Here is a 17,961-nt window from a genome sequence, read left to right as displayed (position 1 = left end):
GCACTCCATATCTCATAGTTCTTATAACGACTTGTGAGGCTTTAAAAACCAGTCTGCAAGAGTTGTGGCAAACCTGCGGGCCACTTCTTCCTTACTCAGGCGAGGCCAATGCTCCGCTTTATCCTGCGTGATGAGGATGACCTGATTTTCGGACCCACCCATAACATCTGAACCCGCCCCAACATTGTTGGCAACAATCCAGTCACATCCCTTTCGCGCCAGCTTGGCGCGGGCATGAGCTTCCACCGTTTCCGTCTCGGCTGCAAAACCAATGACGAGGCGCGGGCGGGAAGGGGACGGCTCTGAAAGTTCGGCCAGAATATCCGGGTTGGGCAACAGGGCCAGTGGCGAGGGCAGATCATCCTTGCCTGTTTTTTTGATTTTCTGATCCTGCACATGCGCAGGCCGCCAGTCCGCGACAGCAGCTGTGCAGATAGCCGCATCAAACGACGCATTTTGTGTCGCCTTGAGAGCCAGATCACGCATCTGTCGGGCTGTCTCACAAAAAGACACAGCCACGCCCGCCGGGGGACGCAAAGCTGTCGGGCCGCTGATAAGCGTCACCTTAGCACCCAGATCCGCCAGAGCTTCGGCAAGCGCATAGCCCTGCTTACCGGAAGAGCGATTGGCGAGATACCGCACAGGGTCCAGCGGTTCATGAGTCGGGCCTGCCGTTACAAGGCATGTTTTGCCTGCCAAAGGGCCGATCTTGCGGCTCTGTTGGCGGAAAAATGCCAGAACAGCATCCCGGACATCGGCAGGTTCCACCATCCGGCCAAGGCCATATTCACCACAGGCCATCTCACCGGCAACGGGCCCAAGAAAAGTCACGCCACGTTGCCTGAGTGTCTGAATGTTGGCTTGCGTGGCGGGATGCTCCCACATCCGCACATTCATGCCCGGAGCGACCATGACAGGGGTGTCCGTGGCCAGCAGCACTGTGCTGGCCAGATCGTCCGCCGAGCCGCCTGCCATGCGGGCGAGTAGATTGGCGGATGCAGGGCACACAACAATCAGATCCGCAGAGCGGGAAAGGGCGATATGCCCCATTTCCTGCTCAGCCGTGAGAGAAAACAGGTCCGTATGAATAGGCTGACCGCTGAGTGCCTGCAACGTCAGCGGCGCAACAAACTGACTGCCCCCCTGTGTGAGCACGCATCGCACCCGTATGCCATCAGCCCGCAGCGACCGGATAAGTTCCGGCGCTTTGAAAGCGGCAATGCTTCCGCTGATAATCAGCAAAACAGAGCGTGAGGCGAGGGGAGCCGTCATGAAAGATCAGAGACGCCAGCCAGAGTGAATGGCTGCAATCCCGCCAGACAGAGACTGATACCGCACGTGAGACAAGCCTGCCTCACGGAACATTTCCGCCAGTGTTTCCTGATCCGGGAAGGTGCGGATGCTTTCTGCCAGATACTGGTAGCTTTCCCGGTCACCCGCCACCATGCTGCCCATGGTCGGCAGAACCTTGAAGGACCAGGCATCATAAATCGGCGCCAGAGCGGCAACCTGCACGCGGGAGAATTCAAGGCACATAAAACGCCCACCGGGACGTAGCACGCGACGCGCTTCCCGAATCACTGCCATTTTGTCGGTGCAGTTTCTCAGGCCAAACGCGATGGAAACGCGGTCAACCGACATATCTTTCAGCGGAATGGCTTCAGCATCCACCACTGCAAAGGAGAGGTCGGATACAAAACCCCGGCTCAGCGCCCGGTCACGCCCGACAGAGAGCATGCTGGCATTGATGTCAGTCATGATGGTGGGGCCGCCGCCGCCCTGCAGCCAGCCAAAGCTGATGTCGCCCGTGCCGCCTGCCAGATCCAGCAGGGACAGCCCGGGCTGAGGCCCGAGTTCCGTGACAAAAATACGTTTCCAGACCCGGTGAATCCCCAGAGACATCAGATCATTCATGACGTCATACTTGCCCGCAACGCTGTCAAACACAGCGCGGACGAGGGGTTTCTTTTCTTCCTTCCGGACGGAACGGAAGCCGAAATCGGTTTCTTCCGGCTGCGGCGCAGCGGAAGATGAGGGGGAGGGCGCAAAGCTATTGTCGGTCATGGTCTTACCCTATACCCTGCTTTGCACTCATGCCGGAACTCCCTGAAGTCGAAACCGTGATGCGTGGTATGCAGATCGCTCTGCAAGGCCATCAAATCAGCGATGTCATTCTCCGCCGCCCGGATCTGCGATGGCAGATTCCTGCCGATTTTCGTGATTCTGTTGCTGGGCAGACTGTCACAGGCTTCCGCCGCCGTGGGAAATATATTCTCATGCGGCTGTCGAATAATCTGTCCGTCGTGCTGCATCTGGGCATGTCGGGACGCATTATTCTCGATTCTCCGACGCCCCCTGCACTGCATGAACACGTCACCTTCATCACGGCGGATGGACGGCGCTGCGGGTTTATTGACCCGCGCCGCTTCGGGATGCTGGACCTCGTGCCCACCGGGCAGGAAGAGCAGTATAAGTTTCTCGCCGCTATGGGGCCGGAACCACTGGAGCCCGCTTTTACGGGCCCTGTGCTTCGCGCAGCCCTCAAGGGGCGGAAATCTCCGATCAAAACAGCGCTTCTGGACCAGAAAATTGTCTCAGGTCTGGGCAATATTTATGTCTGTGAAGCCCTGTATCGCACGGGCATCCATCCGCAGACCGCCGCAGGCAGCCTGAAACCTCAGGAAACAAAGCGGCTGGTTCAGGCCATTAAGGATGTTCTGAATGAAGCGATTGCCGCTGGCGGCTCAAGCCTGAAAGATTATGTGCGCCCGGAAGGCGGGCTGGGCTATTTTCAGCATGCCTGGCGCGTTTATGGACGCAAAGGGCAACCGTGCCCGGACTGCCCCGGCGCGCCGGCCTGTACGGGGGTCGAGCAGATCACTCAGGCGGGTCGCTCCACCTTTTTCTGCCCCTCACGGCAGAAAATGAGGTGAAATTCCCTCTATAATGAGGGAAGCGACTTGACTGTGGATACCGCTGTGGATTACAGCACCGCTACATCTTTGCAGCCATCCTGGCATTGCCGGGCTGCTACCATTTCTTTTGTGCTGGATAAAATAGAAACTCATGGCGAATATCGCTTCAGCGCGTAAGCGCATCCGGCAGACCGCAAAGCGGACTGCTCGTAACACAGCCCGCAAGTCTCGCATGCGCACCTTCATCAAGAAGGTCGAAACTGCAATTGCCGCTGGCAACCATGACGAAGCTCGTGAAGCTCTGCGCGTTGCTCAGCCGGAACTGCAGCGCGGCGTGATCAAGGGCGTTGTGCATGCAAACACCATTGCACGCAAAATTTCCCGCCTGTCTGCTCGCGTGAAGTCTCTGGCAACTGCCTGAGACCTTCAGGCTGCACCAGCAGCCTTTAGACACATGCGTTTTGTAAAGCCGAATCATCCTGGGGTGGTTCGGCTTTACTTTTGTGTAGCCCTCGGCATGGCATGGCAGAGATGAGGGCAAGAGCACAGAGATTTTCATTGCTCCTCCCTCGGTCGTGCTTTAATTCTGGCCGCTAGTCTCCACCCTTGGGAGAGCGTCTTTTTCGCGCTCCCGCGCCGCATTTCATAGCGGCAGTGTAGGCTTGCCGGAAGCCCGGCTGCCTGGTGGCCGTGCAAGCGGCCCCTTATCGAAAATCACGCGCGGCTGGCCGCGTTTATGACCGCTCGGGAGCGTAGATGACAATCGGAGTGGACGATGACGAAAGGGCTTTCCCCCAAGCTGAGGATGGCAAGGCGCTTGAGGAATCGTGGTTACAGATCTGTTCAAGGCTGAAAGGGGAAGTCGGGGAGGTTGAATACCGTACCTGGCTGACCAAGATCGCGCTGGGGCCTGTGGATGGTGATGAGATTACACTCCTCCTTCCCACCCGCTTTCTGCGTGACTGGGTGCGGAGCCAGTATGGCGACCGCCTGAGCGAATTATGGAATCAGGTTCTGCCCGCCATTCGCCGGGTCGAACTTCAGGTCGCACGCCCGGGTGACCCGGCGGCACCGCCGCTTGTGCTCGCCACCGAGGACGCCCCCGTTGCTGCCCCCAGCATTGAAGTGGAAGATGCCCCTCGCAGCGCGCCGGAAGTGCGGAGTGACCTCGTCACCACACTGGATACCCGCTTTACATTTGATACGTTTGTGGTGGGGAAACCGAATGAATTTGCCTATGCCTGCGCACGACGGGTCGCAGAAAAACCCTCCAGCGTCGGCTTCAACCCGCTCTTTCTATATGGCGGCGTGGGCCTGGGTAAAACGCATCTGATGCATGCCATCGGCGCGGAACTGGTGCAGAGCGGCAATGTCTCCGTTGCCTATATGTCTGCTGAAAAGTTCATGTATCGCTTCATTGCGGCCATCCGGTCTCAATCGACCATGGAGTTCAAGGAACAGCTTCGCTCCGTGGATGTGCTGATGATTGATGATCTTCAGTTCCTGATCGGCAAAGATAACACGCAGGAAGAATTCTTCCACACCTTCAACGCGCTGGTGGATGCCGGACGGCAGATTGTGGTGTCTGCGGATAAATCGCCGTCTGATCTGTCCGGTCTGGAAGATCGTCTGCGGACCCGGCTGGGCTGCGGGATGGTGGCCGATATTCATGCCACCACGTTTGAGCTGCGCATTTCCATCCTGGAATCCAAAGCTGCGGCGTCCGGCGTGGTTGTGCCCGGTAAAGTTCTGGAATTCCTCGCCCATAAGATCACGTCGAACGTGCGTGAGCTTGAAGGCGCTCTCAACCGCCTGATTGCTCATGCCAATCTGTTTGGCCGCCCGGTTACGCTGGAAGCCACGCAGGACGTTCTGCACGACATCCTCAAGGCGCATGATCGCCGTGTGACGATTGAGGAAATTCAGAAGCGGGTGGCCGAGCACTGGAATATCCGCCTGACGGATATGTCATCCGCACGCCGCGCCCGAGCCGTTGCCCGGCCACGGCAGGTGGCGATGTATCTGGCCAAACAGCTCACCAGCCGCTCTTTGCCCGAGATTGGCCGCAAATTCGGCAACCGCGACCATACAACCGTCATGCACGCCGTCTCGCGCGTTGCGGAACTGATGGAGCGGGATCCGGCTTTTGCAGAGGATGTCGAACTGATGCGTCGGATGCTGGAAAGCTAGACCAACCAGTGCCTGCACTCTCACACAGGAGGCAGGCACTCAAAGATTGACTGCACCGTTACTGCTGTTAGTTTTCAACAGGATAGATCCCGGCCCGCCTGAATTCCTGCGTGGGGCCGGTCATGCAGGAAAGAGGCATAGATGAAGTTTTCAGCTGAGCGCGCAATACTGCTCAAAGCTTTGGCACACATCCAGAGTGTTGCTGAAAAGCGTAACACCATCCCCATTCTTGCCAACGTTCTGATTCAGGCGGCGGACGGGCGACTGAGCCTTAAAGCCACCGATATGGAAATCGAGGTGGTGGAAGAAATTCCGGCGACCATCAAACGGGATGGCGCAACCACTGTTCCGGCGTCGGTTCTGTATGAAATTGTCCGCAAACTGCCGGACAGCGTGGAAGTCGAGCTGGATCAGGCCGACAGTGAAGGGCCGCTGCTGCTCCGTGCAGACCGCTACTCCACCCGGCTGAACGTGCTGAGTGTTGATGATTTTCCGTCCATGGGCACGGGTGATCTGCCGTGTCACTTCAAAGTCGGGGCAGGGGTGCTGCGCTCCCTGATCGACCGGACCCGGTTCGCAATCTCCACCGAAGAAACGCGTTATTACCTGAACGGTATTTTCTTCCATGCTGCCGATACGGACGCCGGAAAGCTGCTCCGCGCCGTTGCAACGGACGGACACCGTCTGGCGCGCGTGGAAACGGAACTCCCTGCCGGTGCAGAAACCATGCCGGGCGTGATTATTCCGCGCAAAACGGTGGCGGAACTGCGCAAGCTGATTGATGAAGCGCCGGAAGAAATCGAGGTTGCCCTCTCGGAAACCCGCGTGCAGTTCACGGCTGGCCCGGTCATGCTGACCTCCAAGCTGATTGACGGGACCTTCCCGGAATATGACCGGGTGATTCCGCTGAACAACAAGCGTATTCTACGCGTTGGCAAAAAAGACTTCTCGGATGCAGTGGCTCGTGTGGCAGCTATTAGTCAGGAGCGGTCTCGTCCGGTTAAACTGGCGCTGGAACCCGGCTTGCTGACTCTTTCTGCCAGCAGCCCCGAACAGGGCGTGGCGACGGAAGAGCTGGACAAGACCAGAATTTCCTATGATGCGGAATCTCTGGAAATCGGCTTTCAGGCCCGTTACCTGAACGACATTACCGATCAGGTGGAAAAAGACGTTGAGTTCGCATTTTCTGACAGCTCAGCACCTACCATTGTCCGTGATGTCGATAGCCCCTCAGCACTATATGTGCTGATGCCAATGCGCGTTTAAGACGATAGGCGTTATTCTGAGCCTTATCGGGTAAAAAGTGGCTCAGCTTCTTAAACTGACCCTTTCCGAATTTCGTAACTATGAGCGTCTGGTGTGGTCACCAGACGCTTCTCTTGTTGTGCTCACCGGCGAGAACGGGAGCGGCAAGACCAACCTGCTTGAATCGTTGTCTCTCCTGACGCCGGGGCGTGGATTACGTGGCGCGCCGTTAGCGCAGTTGGGCCGCGACAGCGCAGCAAGCTGGGGCATTTCTGGCCGCTTTTCCTTTGGTCAGGACGTTCTGGAACTCGGCACTGGCATGGCCGGCGTGGGAGAGGCTGCACGCCGCGTCTATCTGCTGAATGGCCAGCAGGTCCGTAATCGTGATGCGCTGGACGATACGCTCTCCGCTGTGTGGATCACGCCTCAAATGGACCGTCTGTTCAGCGAGGGCACTTCTGGCCGGCGGCGCTTTCTGGACCGGCTGGTCATGGCGGTCACCCCACACCATGCGCGTGAACTGTTGGCCTATGACCGCGCCATGACGCAGCGGAACCGGCTGCTCCAAACCCGTTTTTCCGAAGCTTCATGGCTAAGCGGGCTGGAAGCCTCCATGGCCCGGCACGGCGTGGCCGTTGCGGCTGGTCGACGCGAGATGGTGCAACAGCTCTGCCTCTTTGCGCAGTCCAGTCTGGGTGCGTTCCCCGGCGTGAATGTCACTTTGCTTTGTGGTGTCGCTGAGCAGCTTGAACATAATCCTGCACTGGCTGTGGAAGACTGGCTCCGCGAGCAGTTTGCGGCCAACCGGCAGCAGGACAGGGAGCGCGGTCGGGCGACGTTTGGCGTGCATCGCACAGATTTCCGGCTCTCTGATCTGCAAACAGGCCTGGCTGCGGCCACCGCCAGCACAGGTCAGCAAAAGACCCTTCTGATGGGCACAGTGCTGGCCCATGCCCGACTGGTGGAAGATTATCGTGGCACACCACCAGTCCTGTTGCTGGATGAACCGCTGGTGCATCTGGACCGCAATCGACGCGGCTCTTTGCTGGAAATTGTCAAAGACTTCCGCACCACCGTGATCCTGACCGGAACTGATGAAGCACCTTTTGAGGATTTACGAGCGCAGGCCCGATTTGTCGCACTAAAACATGGAGAATTTCTCGGATAAATCGAGAAACAATCCCATAAAAGAGAGCTTCCAATCTGGTCGGACTGCGCTGGCCGGAGTATAAGACAACATCAGGTCCTATTCTTCTTTTCCGGAGTACCGTTACCATATGACAGACCTTTCTCAGCCCACACCATCCACCGGAATGGAAGAGTATGACGCCGCGTCGATCTCTGTGCTGAAAGGGCTAGACGCCGTCCGTAAGCGGCCAGGGATGTATATCGGTGATACCGATGACGGCTCCGGCCTGCACCACATGGCGTTTGAAATTATTGATAACGCGGTTGATGAAGCCCAGGCCGGCTACGCAACCCGTTGTATCCTGACCCTGAATGCCGATGGCAGCGTAACAGTACGGGATAACGGCCGCGGTATCCCGACCGACATGCACACTGAAGAAGGGATCAGCGCTGCAGAAGTCGTGCTGACGCGCCTCCATGCTGGCGGCAAGTTCAACCAGAATTCCTACAAGGTTTCCGGCGGTCTGCACGGCGTGGGTGCTGCTGTGGTGAACGCCCTTTCTGAATCCATGGAAGTGCGTATCTGGCGTAACGGGCAGGAGCATGTCATCCGCTTCCGCCATGGTGAGCGGGAAGGGCCTCTGGAAGTCGTCGGCCCGTCTGACGAAGAGCGTGGCACACAGGTCACCTTCAAGCCAAGCGGCGAAACTTTTCCCAGAACAGTTTTTGACTTTGCCATTCTGGAACGCCGCCTGCGTGAGCTGGCCTTCCTGAACTCTGGCCTCGAAATTGTTCTGCGCGATGCCCGCACAGAAGATGTGCGGGAAGAAATTTTCTATTATGAAGGCGGTCTGGAAGCCTTTGTGGAGTGGCTTGACCGCTCCCGCACCCCGATTGTCACGCCGCCTATTACGGGCAGCATGGAAAACCCGGATAACGGCATCAAGGTTGAGTTCGCACTAAGCTGGAATGACAGCTTCCACGAAACGATGCTGTGCTTCACCAACAACATCCCCCAGCGTGACGGTGGAGCCCATCTGGCCGGGTTCCGGCAGGCGCTGACGCGTATTGTCGGCAAATATGCTGAAAGCATTGCCAAGAAAGACGCCCATTCTCTGGTGGGTGAAGATATGCGTGAAGGCCTGACGGCTGTTCTGTCCGTCAAAGTGCCGGACCCGAAGTTCTCTTCCCAGACCAAAGACAAGCTGGTCTCTTCCGAAGTGCAGCCAGTGGTGCACGCGGCCGCAGCCGATATGATCGGCCACTGGTTTGAAACTCACCCCAAGGAAGCCAAAATTGTTGTTGGCAAGGTGCTGGATGCTGCCTCTGCGCGTGAAGCCGCCCGCAAAGCCCGTGAACTGACGCGCCGGAAAGGCGTGCTGGATATCTCCTCGTTGCCCGGCAAGCTGGCTGACTGTCAGGAGCGTGATCCTTCTAAAGCTGAAATCTTTATCGTTGAGGGTGACTCCGCAGGTGGGACCGCAAAGCAGGGACGCGACCGCCGCTTTCAGGCTATTCTTCCGCTCAAAGGTAAAATCCTCAACGTGGAGCGCGCCCGGTTTGACCGGATGCTCGGCTCTGCGGAAATCGGCACACTGATTACCGCACTGGGCACCGGCATTGGTCGCGGCGAGGCCGATCAGGGCGGTTTCTCTATCGACAAGCTCCGTTACCACCGCATCGTCATTATGACTGACGCTGACGTGGACGGCTCCCATATCCGCACGCTTCTGTTGACCTTCTTCTTCCGTCAGATGCCGGAACTGATTGAACGCGGCTATCTCTATATCGCTCAGCCGCCGCTCTACCGTGCCAAACGCGGTAATGAAGAACGCTACCTGAAAGACGATGCGGCTCTGGAGCAGTATCTTCTGGATAAAGCTCTGAATAACGCATCCTTTGTTTATGCGGACGGCAAAGTCGTCTCCGGAGCTGATCTGGAAGCCGATCTGCCGTTTATCCGGCAGGCGACGCAGGCTATTTCTCGTCTGTCCAACCGCGTGCCGAGCTGGATTATTGAGCAGGCAGCGCTGGCTGGCGCTCTGACATCTGATCTGGAAACACTCCAGCAGCGTATTCCTGACCTTCAGAAGCGTCTGGATGCCGCTTCCGCTGAAAATGAACGTGGCTGGAAAGCTGTTGCCAGCACGGATGGTTTGGAACTGGCTCGCAGCGTGCGTGGCGTGGGTGAAGTCTACCGGATTGACCCCATCATGCTAGCCGGTGGCGATGCGCGCTGGCTCACCAACCAGCTGGAGCGTTTGGTGCGTGAGTTCGGCACTGGTGTCAGCCTGCGTCTGGAAAGCACAGACCTGCCGCTGAAAGGGCCGTCTGAACTCTATACGCGTCTGCTGGCACAAGGGCGGCGTGGCCTTGCCATCAACCGCTTTAAAGGTCTGGGCGAAATGAACGATGAACAGCTGTGGGAAACTACACTGGACCCGGCCATGCGCACTCTGCTTCAGGTTAAAGTTGGGGACGTTGAAGAAGCCGGACAGGTGTTCACCACCCTGATGGGTGATGTGGTGGAACCCCGTCGTGACTTTATTGTTGGTAATGCGCTGAAAGTCGCCAATCTGGACGTGTAAGGCAGCGGGCTTTCACGCTTGTCTTCTTTTATGGGGAGCCCCTACGGCTCCCCATTTTTTTGCGTTCTTCTTGTAAAAACATTGGCAGCTTGCGGCGATAGCGCCTGCATGACGCTATGCCCCTTATGATAAATTACGCCTGAAATAAAAGCCGTATCGGTACAGTGGAGACCAACCAGCGACACCCTTGAGACCCACCATAAAATTATAGTTCGGCACGTCTTTGGAAATCCGACACCAGCAAGAGCCGATCAGTAAGAAAGGTGTAGAAAAGGAAGAAATATGGCTCTGGCTATCCACGCGGACTATGGAAATATCTGATTGGTCCGGCCACCAGAACCTGATCGTGCGCCAAATCAATCACACTGCCAGAATGAAGCCGCCACAACAAAAAAGAGCGGAAAGCTGGCCGGATGACCTTCTTTCCGCTCTTCAAACGCGACTGCTGCCGGGTAGGCAGATCGTGAGTAAGTGTTAGCTGCCGGCTTTGATTAGCTGATCAATCTCGCGGAACTGTTTCAGCAGGGCCGGGAGAGTTTTGATGGGCAGCATGTTGGGGCCATCACTGGGAGCACGGTCCGGGTCTTCATGGGTCTCGATAAACAGGGCCGCCACACCAATCGCCAACGCAGCGCGGGAGAGAATAGGGGCAAATTCCCGCTGCCCGCCTGAAGAGCCACCCAGGCCACCTGGCTGCTGCACGGAGTGTGTGGCATCATAGACAACGGGATACCCTGTCTGCGCCATAATGGGCAGACCCCGCATGTCGTTAATCAGCGTATTGTAACCAAAGCTGGTTCCACGCTCACAGAGCATGATGCGCTGGTTGCCCGTAGAGGCAATTTTGGCCGCCACGTGCTGCATGTCCCACGGGGCAAGAAACTGGCCTTTTTTGACGTTCACCACAGCGCCGGTTTTGCCCGCAGCCAGAAGCAGATCTGTCTGACGGCACAGAAATGCCGGGATTTGCAGAACATCAACAGCTTCCGCAACCGGAGCACATTGCTCCGGAGCATGAACATCTGTCAGCACCGGAATATTCAGGCTGTTCCGGATATCCGCCAGAATGGCCAGACCATCCTTCATGCCAATGCCTCGGGCGCTGGACAGGCTGGTGCGGTTGGCCTTGTCAAACGAGCTTTTGTAAATCAGCCCAACATTTGCCGCAGCACACAGTTCTTTCAGTGCGACTGCCGTTTCCATGGCATGAGCCGCGGATTCAATCTGACAAGGTCCGGCAATCAGCACAAAAGGCTGATCGTTCCCGACCATCAGAGACTGAAGCTGAAAGTTATGTGCTGCAGCGTGCGTCATGCGCGGCGTGCCTTTTCAAGTGCTGCGCCCACAAATCCGGAAAACAGGGGGTGCGGAGCAAAAGGGCGGGACTTAAGTTCCGGATGATACTGCACCGCCACAAACCACGGATGATCGGGATACTCGACCACTTCCGGCAGAATCCCATCGGGAGACAGGCCAGAGAACTTCAGACCGGCTTTCTCGAGCTGGTCCTTATAGTGAATATTCACTTCATAACGGTGACGGTGACGTTCACGGATGTTCGTTGTGCCGTAAATTTCTGCAGCACGAGACCCTTCCACCAACGTGGCCGGATAAGCGCCAAGCCGCATGGTGCCGCCCAGTTCTCCGCCTTCACTCCGGCGCAGACGCTCGCTACCACGCGCCCATTCCGTCATCAGGCCAACCAGCGGTTCATCAGCTTCACCAAATTCGGTGGAAGACGCATTCGGCAGATCGGCGAGATTACGAGCGCATTCGATCACCGCCATCTGCATCCCGAAGCAGATACCAAGGAAGGGAATGCCGCGCTCACGAGCAAACCGTACTGCGGCAATCTTGCCTTTGGAACCGCGTTCGCCAAATCCGCCGGGCACCAGAATACCATGTGCGGTGGACAGGCGCTCCAGAGCTTCCGGAGACTCTTCCAGCGTTTCAGCTTCTACCCAGTCCAGCTTCACTTTCGCACGGTGTGCAATGCCACCATGCAGCAGGGCCTCGTTCAGAGACTTATAGCTGTCGAGCAGGGCTGTATATTTTCCAACCACGGCAATACGGACGTCACCATCCGGACGACGGATGGCATCCACAATTTTCTCCCAACCGGACAAGTCGGGTTCTTCTGCGTGGGGCAGGCCGAAATAGCGCAGAACCTCGGTATCCATGCCTTCAGCATGATAGGCGAGGGGGCAGGAATAGATGGTATCCACGTCCCGCGCGGCAATCACAGCTTCGGGGCGGACGTTACAGAAGTTGGCAATCTTGCGGCGCTCGGTGTCCGGAATAGCGCGGTCACAACGGCAGAGCAGGATCTGCGGCTGAATACCCACATTCTGCAGTTCCTTGACGGAATGCTGGGTCGGCTTGGTCTTCAGTTCACCAGCAGACGGGATCCACGGCAGCAGCGTGAGGTGGACCACCATGGTCTGATCCGGACCAAGGTCGTTGCGCAGCTGACGAATGGCCTCAAGGAACGGAAGGCTTTCAATATCCCCAACCGTGCCGCCAATTTCGACCAGCACGAAATCCACATCATCCGTATTGGCAACCACGATGTCTTTAATGGCATCGGTAATGTGCGGGATAACCTGCACCGTGGCACCCAGATAGTCCCCGCGGCGTTCGCGCGCGATGACATCGGAATAGATTTTACCGGTGGTGGTGTTGTCTTCCTTGGTGGCATTGACGCCGGTGAAGCGTTCATAGTGGCCCAGATCAAGGTCTGTTTCGGCCCCGTCATCGGTGACAAACACTTCCCCGTGCTGATACGGGCTCATCGTGCCGGGATCGACGTTCAGATAGGGGTCAAGCTTACGCAGGCGGACTTTATAGCCGCGCGATTGCAGGAGTGCAGCGAGAGCCGCTGACGCAATGCCTTTCCCAAGAGAGGACACCACACCGCCGGTGATAAATACGAAACGGGTCATGAACAGACTTCCTACACGGACAAAGCCGGGTGGGTAAAGATGGACACAAAAATTCCTCCGCAGCTTTATGCAAGCGCAGAGGAATAAAGACTCTTTCTCTCTCCGGCTCCGGGAAGGAGGGAGAGAGCGGGAAACATGTTACTGTTTGGACGGTGCAGGAGCAGCCGGCGGTGCGGCAGGCTGAACAGGGGCCGTGACAGCAGCCGGCGCAGGAGGCTGCGCCAGAATGTCATGCCCGGCACCGGTGGAAGACCCACGGTTCAGAATCGCCAGCACCAGAGACAGCAGCATGAACAGCCCGGCGAGCACTGCTGTGGTGCGCGTCAGCAGGTTGGCCGTGCCACGGCCGGACATGAATGCCCCCATGCCCTGACTGCTGCCAATGCCGAGGCCGCCCCCTTCACTGCGCTGGATCAGCACAGTGCCAATCAGGGCTATGGTCACGCAAATATGCAGAATCAGCAGGGCTGTGGTCATGTCGAGTTCCCGATAAAGTGCGGAAATCAGGCAGCAGAAGCCGCGCCGATAATGGATAGGAATGCCTCTGCATTCAGGCTGGCACCCCCTACAAGGGCACCTGCTACATCTGCAATCGACAGAATGGAAGCCGCATTCTTGGCATTAACGGAGCCACCATACAGAATCCTGACAGTTTTGCCAGCCTCGCCAAACTGACGAACCAACTCTTCACGCAGGAATTTCATGGTTTCGGCAATTTCGTCCTCTGTGGCGGCACGGCCTGTGCCAATGGCCCAGATCGGCTCATACGCCAGAATACCAGAGAAATTGTCGGGCAGGGAGCCTTTGATCTGCCAGCCAAGCGTGTCGAAATGCTCACCGCTTTCACGCTGGTCTTCCGTCTCACCAATACAGACTATGGGGGTCAGGCCGGCTTTTGTGGCCGCAACCGCTTTTTCTCGCACGGTTTCGTCCAGCTCACCGTGTTCCTGCCGCCGTTCGGAATGGCCCAGAATAACGTAAGAGACGCCAAGGTCCGTCAGCATGGCGGGAGAAATATCCCCTGTATGCGCGCCGGATACATCCTTATGACAATCCTGCGCACCCAGAGCGATGGGCGAGCCTTTCAGCTTGTCTGCCAGCAGCGCAAGCTGCGTGAAGGGCGGGCAGGTTACAATATCCGGCACAGTCGCCGGGAGCCCTGCCAGCAGAGCTTCAACAAGCGCCTGCGAATCACGGCTGGTGCCGTTCATCTTCCAGTTGCCGACGATAATCTGTCTGGTCATACGCCTCGTCCTTCCGTGCTGCCTGTGCCCGCATCATCGTTGCGTCACTGAGGCCGTCGGAACAGGCTAAACCATACACTCGGGCTGTGGGGCAAGATGCTGTGTGCGTGTTTCGGTCCTTAACGGTTCGTTACCGCTGGTCAAGAGCGGCTGGTCCGCTTATGGTGCCGCGCCCGGGTTTGCCCGTGGCATGGTGTTCTGTCTCAACGGATCCTTGGGTTCATGATTTCCTATCTGCGTCGCGTTTTTGTTGAATCCTGGCTTGGGCGTGTCTGCGCCATCGTCATCTTCCTTGCTTTTATCGGCTGGGGTGTGGGGGATGTGCTCGGCTATATGGGCACAGAAACCGATGTGGTGGCCAAAGTTGGCCAGCAGCGCATCAGCTCGGCTGATCTGGGGCAATCTCTGCAGGGAGAAATGCCGACCATCGCCAAGCAGATGGGTGTTTCAGACCCCTCGCAGGTGCCTCCTGCCATGCGTCAGCAGATTGCCTATCAGGTTCTGCAGCGGCTGATAGGGCAGGCTGAACTGCTGGAAGCCGCACGCAAACTCAAGGTGTCCGTCCCTGATTCGGCTGTGCGGAATGAAGTGTTCTCACTGCCTTACTTCAAGGGCGCGAATGGTCAGTTTGACCGGAACATTCTGAACGCCCGCCTGCGGGAACGCGATATTCCGGAACAGCGTTTTCTGACGATGATCCGTGATGATCTCGCCAGCCGCACCATGCTGCAGCCCATCGGGCAGGCGGCCACTGTGTCTGACACGATCGCAAAACGCCTGTCTGACTTCGGACTGCAGACGCGCACCGTTGACCTTATCCGTATTCCCTTCGTCGAGCAGCCGACCCCGGCAGCTCCGGATGACGCCACCCTGCACCGCTATTATGCGAACCATCTGAACGACTTTCGGACGGCGGAACTGCGTCATGCCCGCGTTGTCGTGCTCTCTCCGGCGACGGTCGCAGACACCATCACTATTGATGAAAAAGATCTGAAGCGCGTCTATGACGAAGAGAGCGACCGCTATCACGTGCCGGAAACGCGCGATGTGCAGGTTGTGACCATGCCGGATGAAGCACAGGCACGCGCTGTCGCCGATGTCTGGACAAAAGGTGCTGACTGGGCCGCAGTTCAGGCCGCCGCAAAAGGCGGTGCATCTGTTGAAATGCCGGGTGCGCGCCCGTCCACCATTCCCTCTGAAAGCCTGAGCAAAGCGGTCTTCGCAGCACCTCTCAATCAAATTCAGGGGCCTTTCAAATCTGAAGGTGGCTGGGTTGTCCTGCAGGTCACAAAAGTCACCCCGCCGAAAGACACGCCTTTTGAGGTAGCTAAAAAAGAGATCCTTCAGCAGTATCGTGACGCCAAAGGCCCCTCTGTTGTTGGCGAACGCAGCCGCCAGTTGCAGGACGCCATGGCCGGCAACGGTCTGGACGCTATCCCGACAGATATCGGGGCGGCCGCAGCCGCTGGCACGCTGGACACCCACGGCAACACGCAGGATGGCACCCCGGCACCGCTTCCGGCTTCCGGCAAGCTGCGTGACGCCATTGTGCAGCAGGTGTTTGCACAGACCAAAGGGGGCAAGCCCAACCTGACAGAAGGACCTGACAATAGCTGGTATGCCGTTGAAGTCGACAGCATCACACCGGCTGCGCAGCTGACTTTTGAACAGGCTAAAGCCAACGTTCTGGCCGCATGGCAGGCCGAGGCCCGCAAGCATACCGCCGATGAACAGGCGACAGCGCTTTACACGGCAGCGCAGACAAAAGGCGGCCTCGCCAACGTTGCTGGTGCTGGCGCACCGGTTGTGAAGGGACTGACTTTCTCACGCGCTGCTCCGAACAAGGCCATCCCCTCTGAACTGATGGATTATCTGCCCCGCATGAAGGCCGGTCAGTCCGTTATGGGCGAGGATGCAGGAGAGTTCATTGTGGCAACGGTCACGAATGTTTCCACACCCAACCCGACTGCGGATCTGGGGGCTTACCAGCGCCTGAAAAGTGCTCTGGCCCAGTCCACGGGAGATGACCTCGTAGCCTCCTATGTCGAAGCCCTGAGCAAACGCACTCCGCCTGTTATCAATCAGCGGGCGGTGACGGCCACGTTGTCCTCCCTTGGGTTTGACGGAAGCACGACCCCATGAGCGTTACGGCACGGATTGCAGCCTCGCCCTCACGCGAGGCCTGCCAGACGGCATGGAAGGCCGGAAAGCCGTCCATCGTTTTTTCCGTAGAACCAGCAGATCTGCTCACGCCGGTTTCCGCGTATATCCGTCTCGCAGGGTTTGACGGCAGCACAGGCCGCCACACCCTCCTGCTGGAAAGCGTTGAAGGCGGTGTGTCCCGTGGGCGCTATTCCGTTATTGCGCTCAAGCCCGATCTGGTCTGGACCTGCCATAACGGGCAGGTCACGGTGGATGAAAACCCGGCACAGCCGGACACCACAGTGCGCACGGTGGACGGAAAGGCGCTGGACTCTCTGCGGCAGTTGATCCGTGAGACACAGCTTGATCTGCCAGCCGGTCTCCCGCCCATGATTGCCGGACTGTTTGGCTATCTGGGCTATGACATGGTGCGGCAGATGGAGCATCTGCCCGATGCGCCACCGGATGATCTGAACCTGCCGGAAGCCATCATGATGCGGCCCGGCCTGTTCGCCGTTTTTGATACGGTCAGTGACGAACTCATCCTTGCCGCACCAGTCCGGCCCGCAGCAGGAGAAGATGCGGGAGAAGCATGGAATAAAGCGCAAGCACTTCTGACCCGCGCACGCGCCTGCCTGGCTGGCGCACTGCCGGTTATGCCGGACGCAGCTCTTCCCGCAGCATTTGAAGCACCGCACTCAACGTTCTCTCGTGAAGAGTTCTGCGCGGCTGTTGAAAAAATTCAGGATTATATTGCCGCAGGGGATGCCTTTCAGGTTGTACCCAGCCAGCGTTTTTCAGCACCCTTTACGCTGCCGTCTCTGGCCCTTTACCGCTCACTCCGCCGTATCAACCCGGCTCCGTTCCTGTTCCATCTGGATCTGGGCACGTTCTCGCTGGTCGGCTCCTCGCCTGAAATTCTGGTCCGGCTGCGGGAAGGGACCATGACGGTCCGACCGCTGGCTGGCACGCGCCCGCGCGGGAAAGATGAAGCCGAAGACCTGTGGCTGGAACAGGATCTGCTGGCGGATGAAAAAGAACGCGCCGAGCATCTGATGCTAATCGACCTCGGGCGCAATGACGTCGGTCGTGTTTGTCAGCCAGGATCAGTAAAGGTCACGGAACGATTTGTGATTGAGCGCTTCAGCCACGTCATGCACATTTCCTCCAATGTCGAAGGCACCATCCGGCCGGATCTGGATGCGCTGGATGCTCTGGTTGCCGCATTCCCCGCCGGTACGCTTACGGGCGCACCTAAAATCCGCGCCATGGAAATTATTGACGAAATTGAGCGTAGCCGCCGGGCGACCTACGCAGGCTGCATCGGGTATTTCGGGGCAGGGGGCGATATGGACACCTGCATCGGTCTGCGCATGGCCGTTGTTAAAGACGGCATGATGCATGTGCAGGCCGGGTGTGGCGTGGTGGCCGATAGCGTGCCTGATCTGGAATATGAGGAAACGCGTCACAAAGCCCGCGCCGTTTTCCGCGCAGCAGAAGAAGCCATTCATTATGCTACACAGGACAAAGGCTGAGTTCTTGCCCTTCCGTCATTTGACCCGTGGGC

The 17,961-nt window shown here is 57.8% G+C and carries 15 protein-coding genes; 9 read left to right on the top strand and 6 right to left on the bottom strand.

Annotated features, from left to right (window positions below):
• Positions 1–21: 21 nt before the first annotated feature.
• Together coaBC and AD930_RS14525 are read right to left on the bottom strand one after the other, a co-directional pair.
• Positions 22–1,272, bottom strand: coding sequence for a bifunctional phosphopantothenoylcysteine decarboxylase/phosphopantothenate--cysteine ligase CoaBC (gene coaBC, locus AD930_RS14530; RefSeq protein ID WP_061506811.1), 1,251 nt, complete (start codon positions 1,270–1,272; stop codon positions 22–24).
• Positions 1,273–1,278: 6 nt separating this feature from the next.
• Positions 1,279–2,064, bottom strand: coding sequence for a class I SAM-dependent methyltransferase (locus AD930_RS14525; protein WP_061506810.1), 786 nt, complete (start codon positions 2,062–2,064; stop codon positions 1,279–1,281).
• Positions 2,065–2,093: 29 nt separating this feature from the next.
• Between AD930_RS14525 and mutM the strand changes: the two genes are divergently transcribed.
• From mutM to gyrB, 7 genes are all read left to right on the top strand, one after another.
• On the top strand, positions 2,094–2,933 hold the full coding sequence (gene mutM / locus AD930_RS14520; RefSeq protein ID WP_061506809.1) for a bifunctional DNA-formamidopyrimidine glycosylase/DNA-(apurinic or apyrimidinic site) lyase: 840 nt from the start codon (positions 2,094–2,096) through the stop codon (positions 2,931–2,933).
• 27 nt (positions 2,934–2,960) lie between these two features.
• Entirely contained in the window at positions 2,961–3,092 is a 132-nt protein-coding gene (locus tag AD930_RS18450) for a hypothetical protein (protein WP_264820969.1), read from the top strand.
• Positions 3,067–3,336, top strand: coding sequence for a 30S ribosomal protein S20 (gene rpsT, locus AD930_RS14515; RefSeq protein WP_043552691.1), 270 nt, complete (start codon positions 3,067–3,069; stop codon positions 3,334–3,336). The genes AD930_RS18450 and rpsT overlap by 26 nt, the downstream gene beginning before the upstream one ends.
• A gap of 335 nt (positions 3,337–3,671) precedes the next feature.
• Complete coding sequence (gene dnaA / locus AD930_RS14510) at positions 3,672–5,105, top strand: chromosomal replication initiator protein DnaA (RefSeq protein WP_082781914.1); 1,434 nt, start codon at positions 3,672–3,674, stop codon at positions 5,103–5,105.
• Positions 5,106–5,246: 141 nt separating this feature from the next.
• Entirely contained in the window at positions 5,247–6,371 is a 1,125-nt protein-coding gene (gene dnaN, locus AD930_RS14505) for a DNA polymerase III subunit beta (RefSeq protein ID WP_043552687.1), read from the top strand.
• Positions 6,372–6,408: 37 nt separating this feature from the next.
• Positions 6,409–7,518 carry a DNA replication/repair protein RecF gene (gene recF / locus AD930_RS14500; protein WP_061506808.1) on the top strand — a complete coding sequence of 370 codons (1,110 nt, stop codon included), beginning with the start codon at positions 6,409–6,411 and terminating at the stop codon, positions 7,516–7,518.
• A gap of 109 nt (positions 7,519–7,627) precedes the next feature.
• Positions 7,628–10,066 (top strand): DNA topoisomerase (ATP-hydrolyzing) subunit B, encoded by a 2,439-nt coding sequence (gene gyrB / locus AD930_RS14495; protein ID WP_061506807.1) that lies wholly within the window; start codon positions 7,628–7,630, stop codon positions 10,064–10,066.
• Between the two features lie 474 nt (positions 10,067–10,540).
• Here gyrB and kdsA read toward each other — a convergent pair whose 3' ends face one another.
• From kdsA to tpiA, 4 genes are all read right to left on the bottom strand, one after another.
• On the bottom strand, positions 10,541–11,380 hold the full coding sequence (kdsA, locus tag AD930_RS14490; protein ID WP_061506806.1) for a 3-deoxy-8-phosphooctulonate synthase: 840 nt from the start codon (positions 11,378–11,380) through the stop codon (positions 10,541–10,543).
• Positions 11,377–13,008 (bottom strand): CTP synthase, encoded by a 1,632-nt coding sequence (locus tag AD930_RS14485; RefSeq protein WP_061506805.1) that lies wholly within the window; start codon positions 13,006–13,008, stop codon positions 11,377–11,379. Before AD930_RS14485 ends, kdsA begins: the two co-directional genes overlap by 4 nt.
• Positions 13,009–13,146: 138 nt before the next feature.
• Entirely contained in the window at positions 13,147–13,485 is a 339-nt protein-coding gene (gene secG / locus AD930_RS14480) for a preprotein translocase subunit SecG (protein WP_043552680.1), read from the bottom strand.
• Positions 13,486–13,511: 26 nt separating this feature from the next.
• A complete protein-coding gene (gene tpiA, locus AD930_RS14475; protein WP_043552678.1) occupies positions 13,512–14,252 on the bottom strand; it encodes a triose-phosphate isomerase in 741 nt (246 codons plus the stop codon).
• A 222-nt stretch (positions 14,253–14,474) separates the two neighbouring features.
• On the opposite strand from tpiA, the gene AD930_RS14470 reads away from it, so the two are divergent.
• Together AD930_RS14470 and trpE are read left to right on the top strand one after the other, a co-directional pair.
• Positions 14,475–16,394 (top strand): peptidylprolyl isomerase, encoded by a 1,920-nt coding sequence (locus AD930_RS14470; RefSeq protein WP_061506804.1) that lies wholly within the window; start codon positions 14,475–14,477, stop codon positions 16,392–16,394.
• Positions 16,391–17,929 carry an anthranilate synthase component I gene (trpE, locus tag AD930_RS14465; protein WP_061506803.1) on the top strand — a complete coding sequence of 513 codons (1,539 nt, stop codon included), beginning with the start codon at positions 16,391–16,393 and terminating at the stop codon, positions 17,927–17,929. The genes AD930_RS14470 and trpE overlap by 4 nt, the downstream gene beginning before the upstream one ends.
• The last annotated feature ends 32 nt before the right edge of the window (positions 17,930–17,961 follow it).

The sequence above is a fragment of the Acetobacter malorum genome, from assembly GCF_001580615.1.
GTDB classification, from domain to species: domain Bacteria; phylum Pseudomonadota; class Alphaproteobacteria; order Acetobacterales; family Acetobacteraceae; genus Acetobacter; species Acetobacter malorum.
Note: the sequence above shows the minus strand (reverse complement) of the source record. Positions and strands in the feature narration are given on the sequence as shown.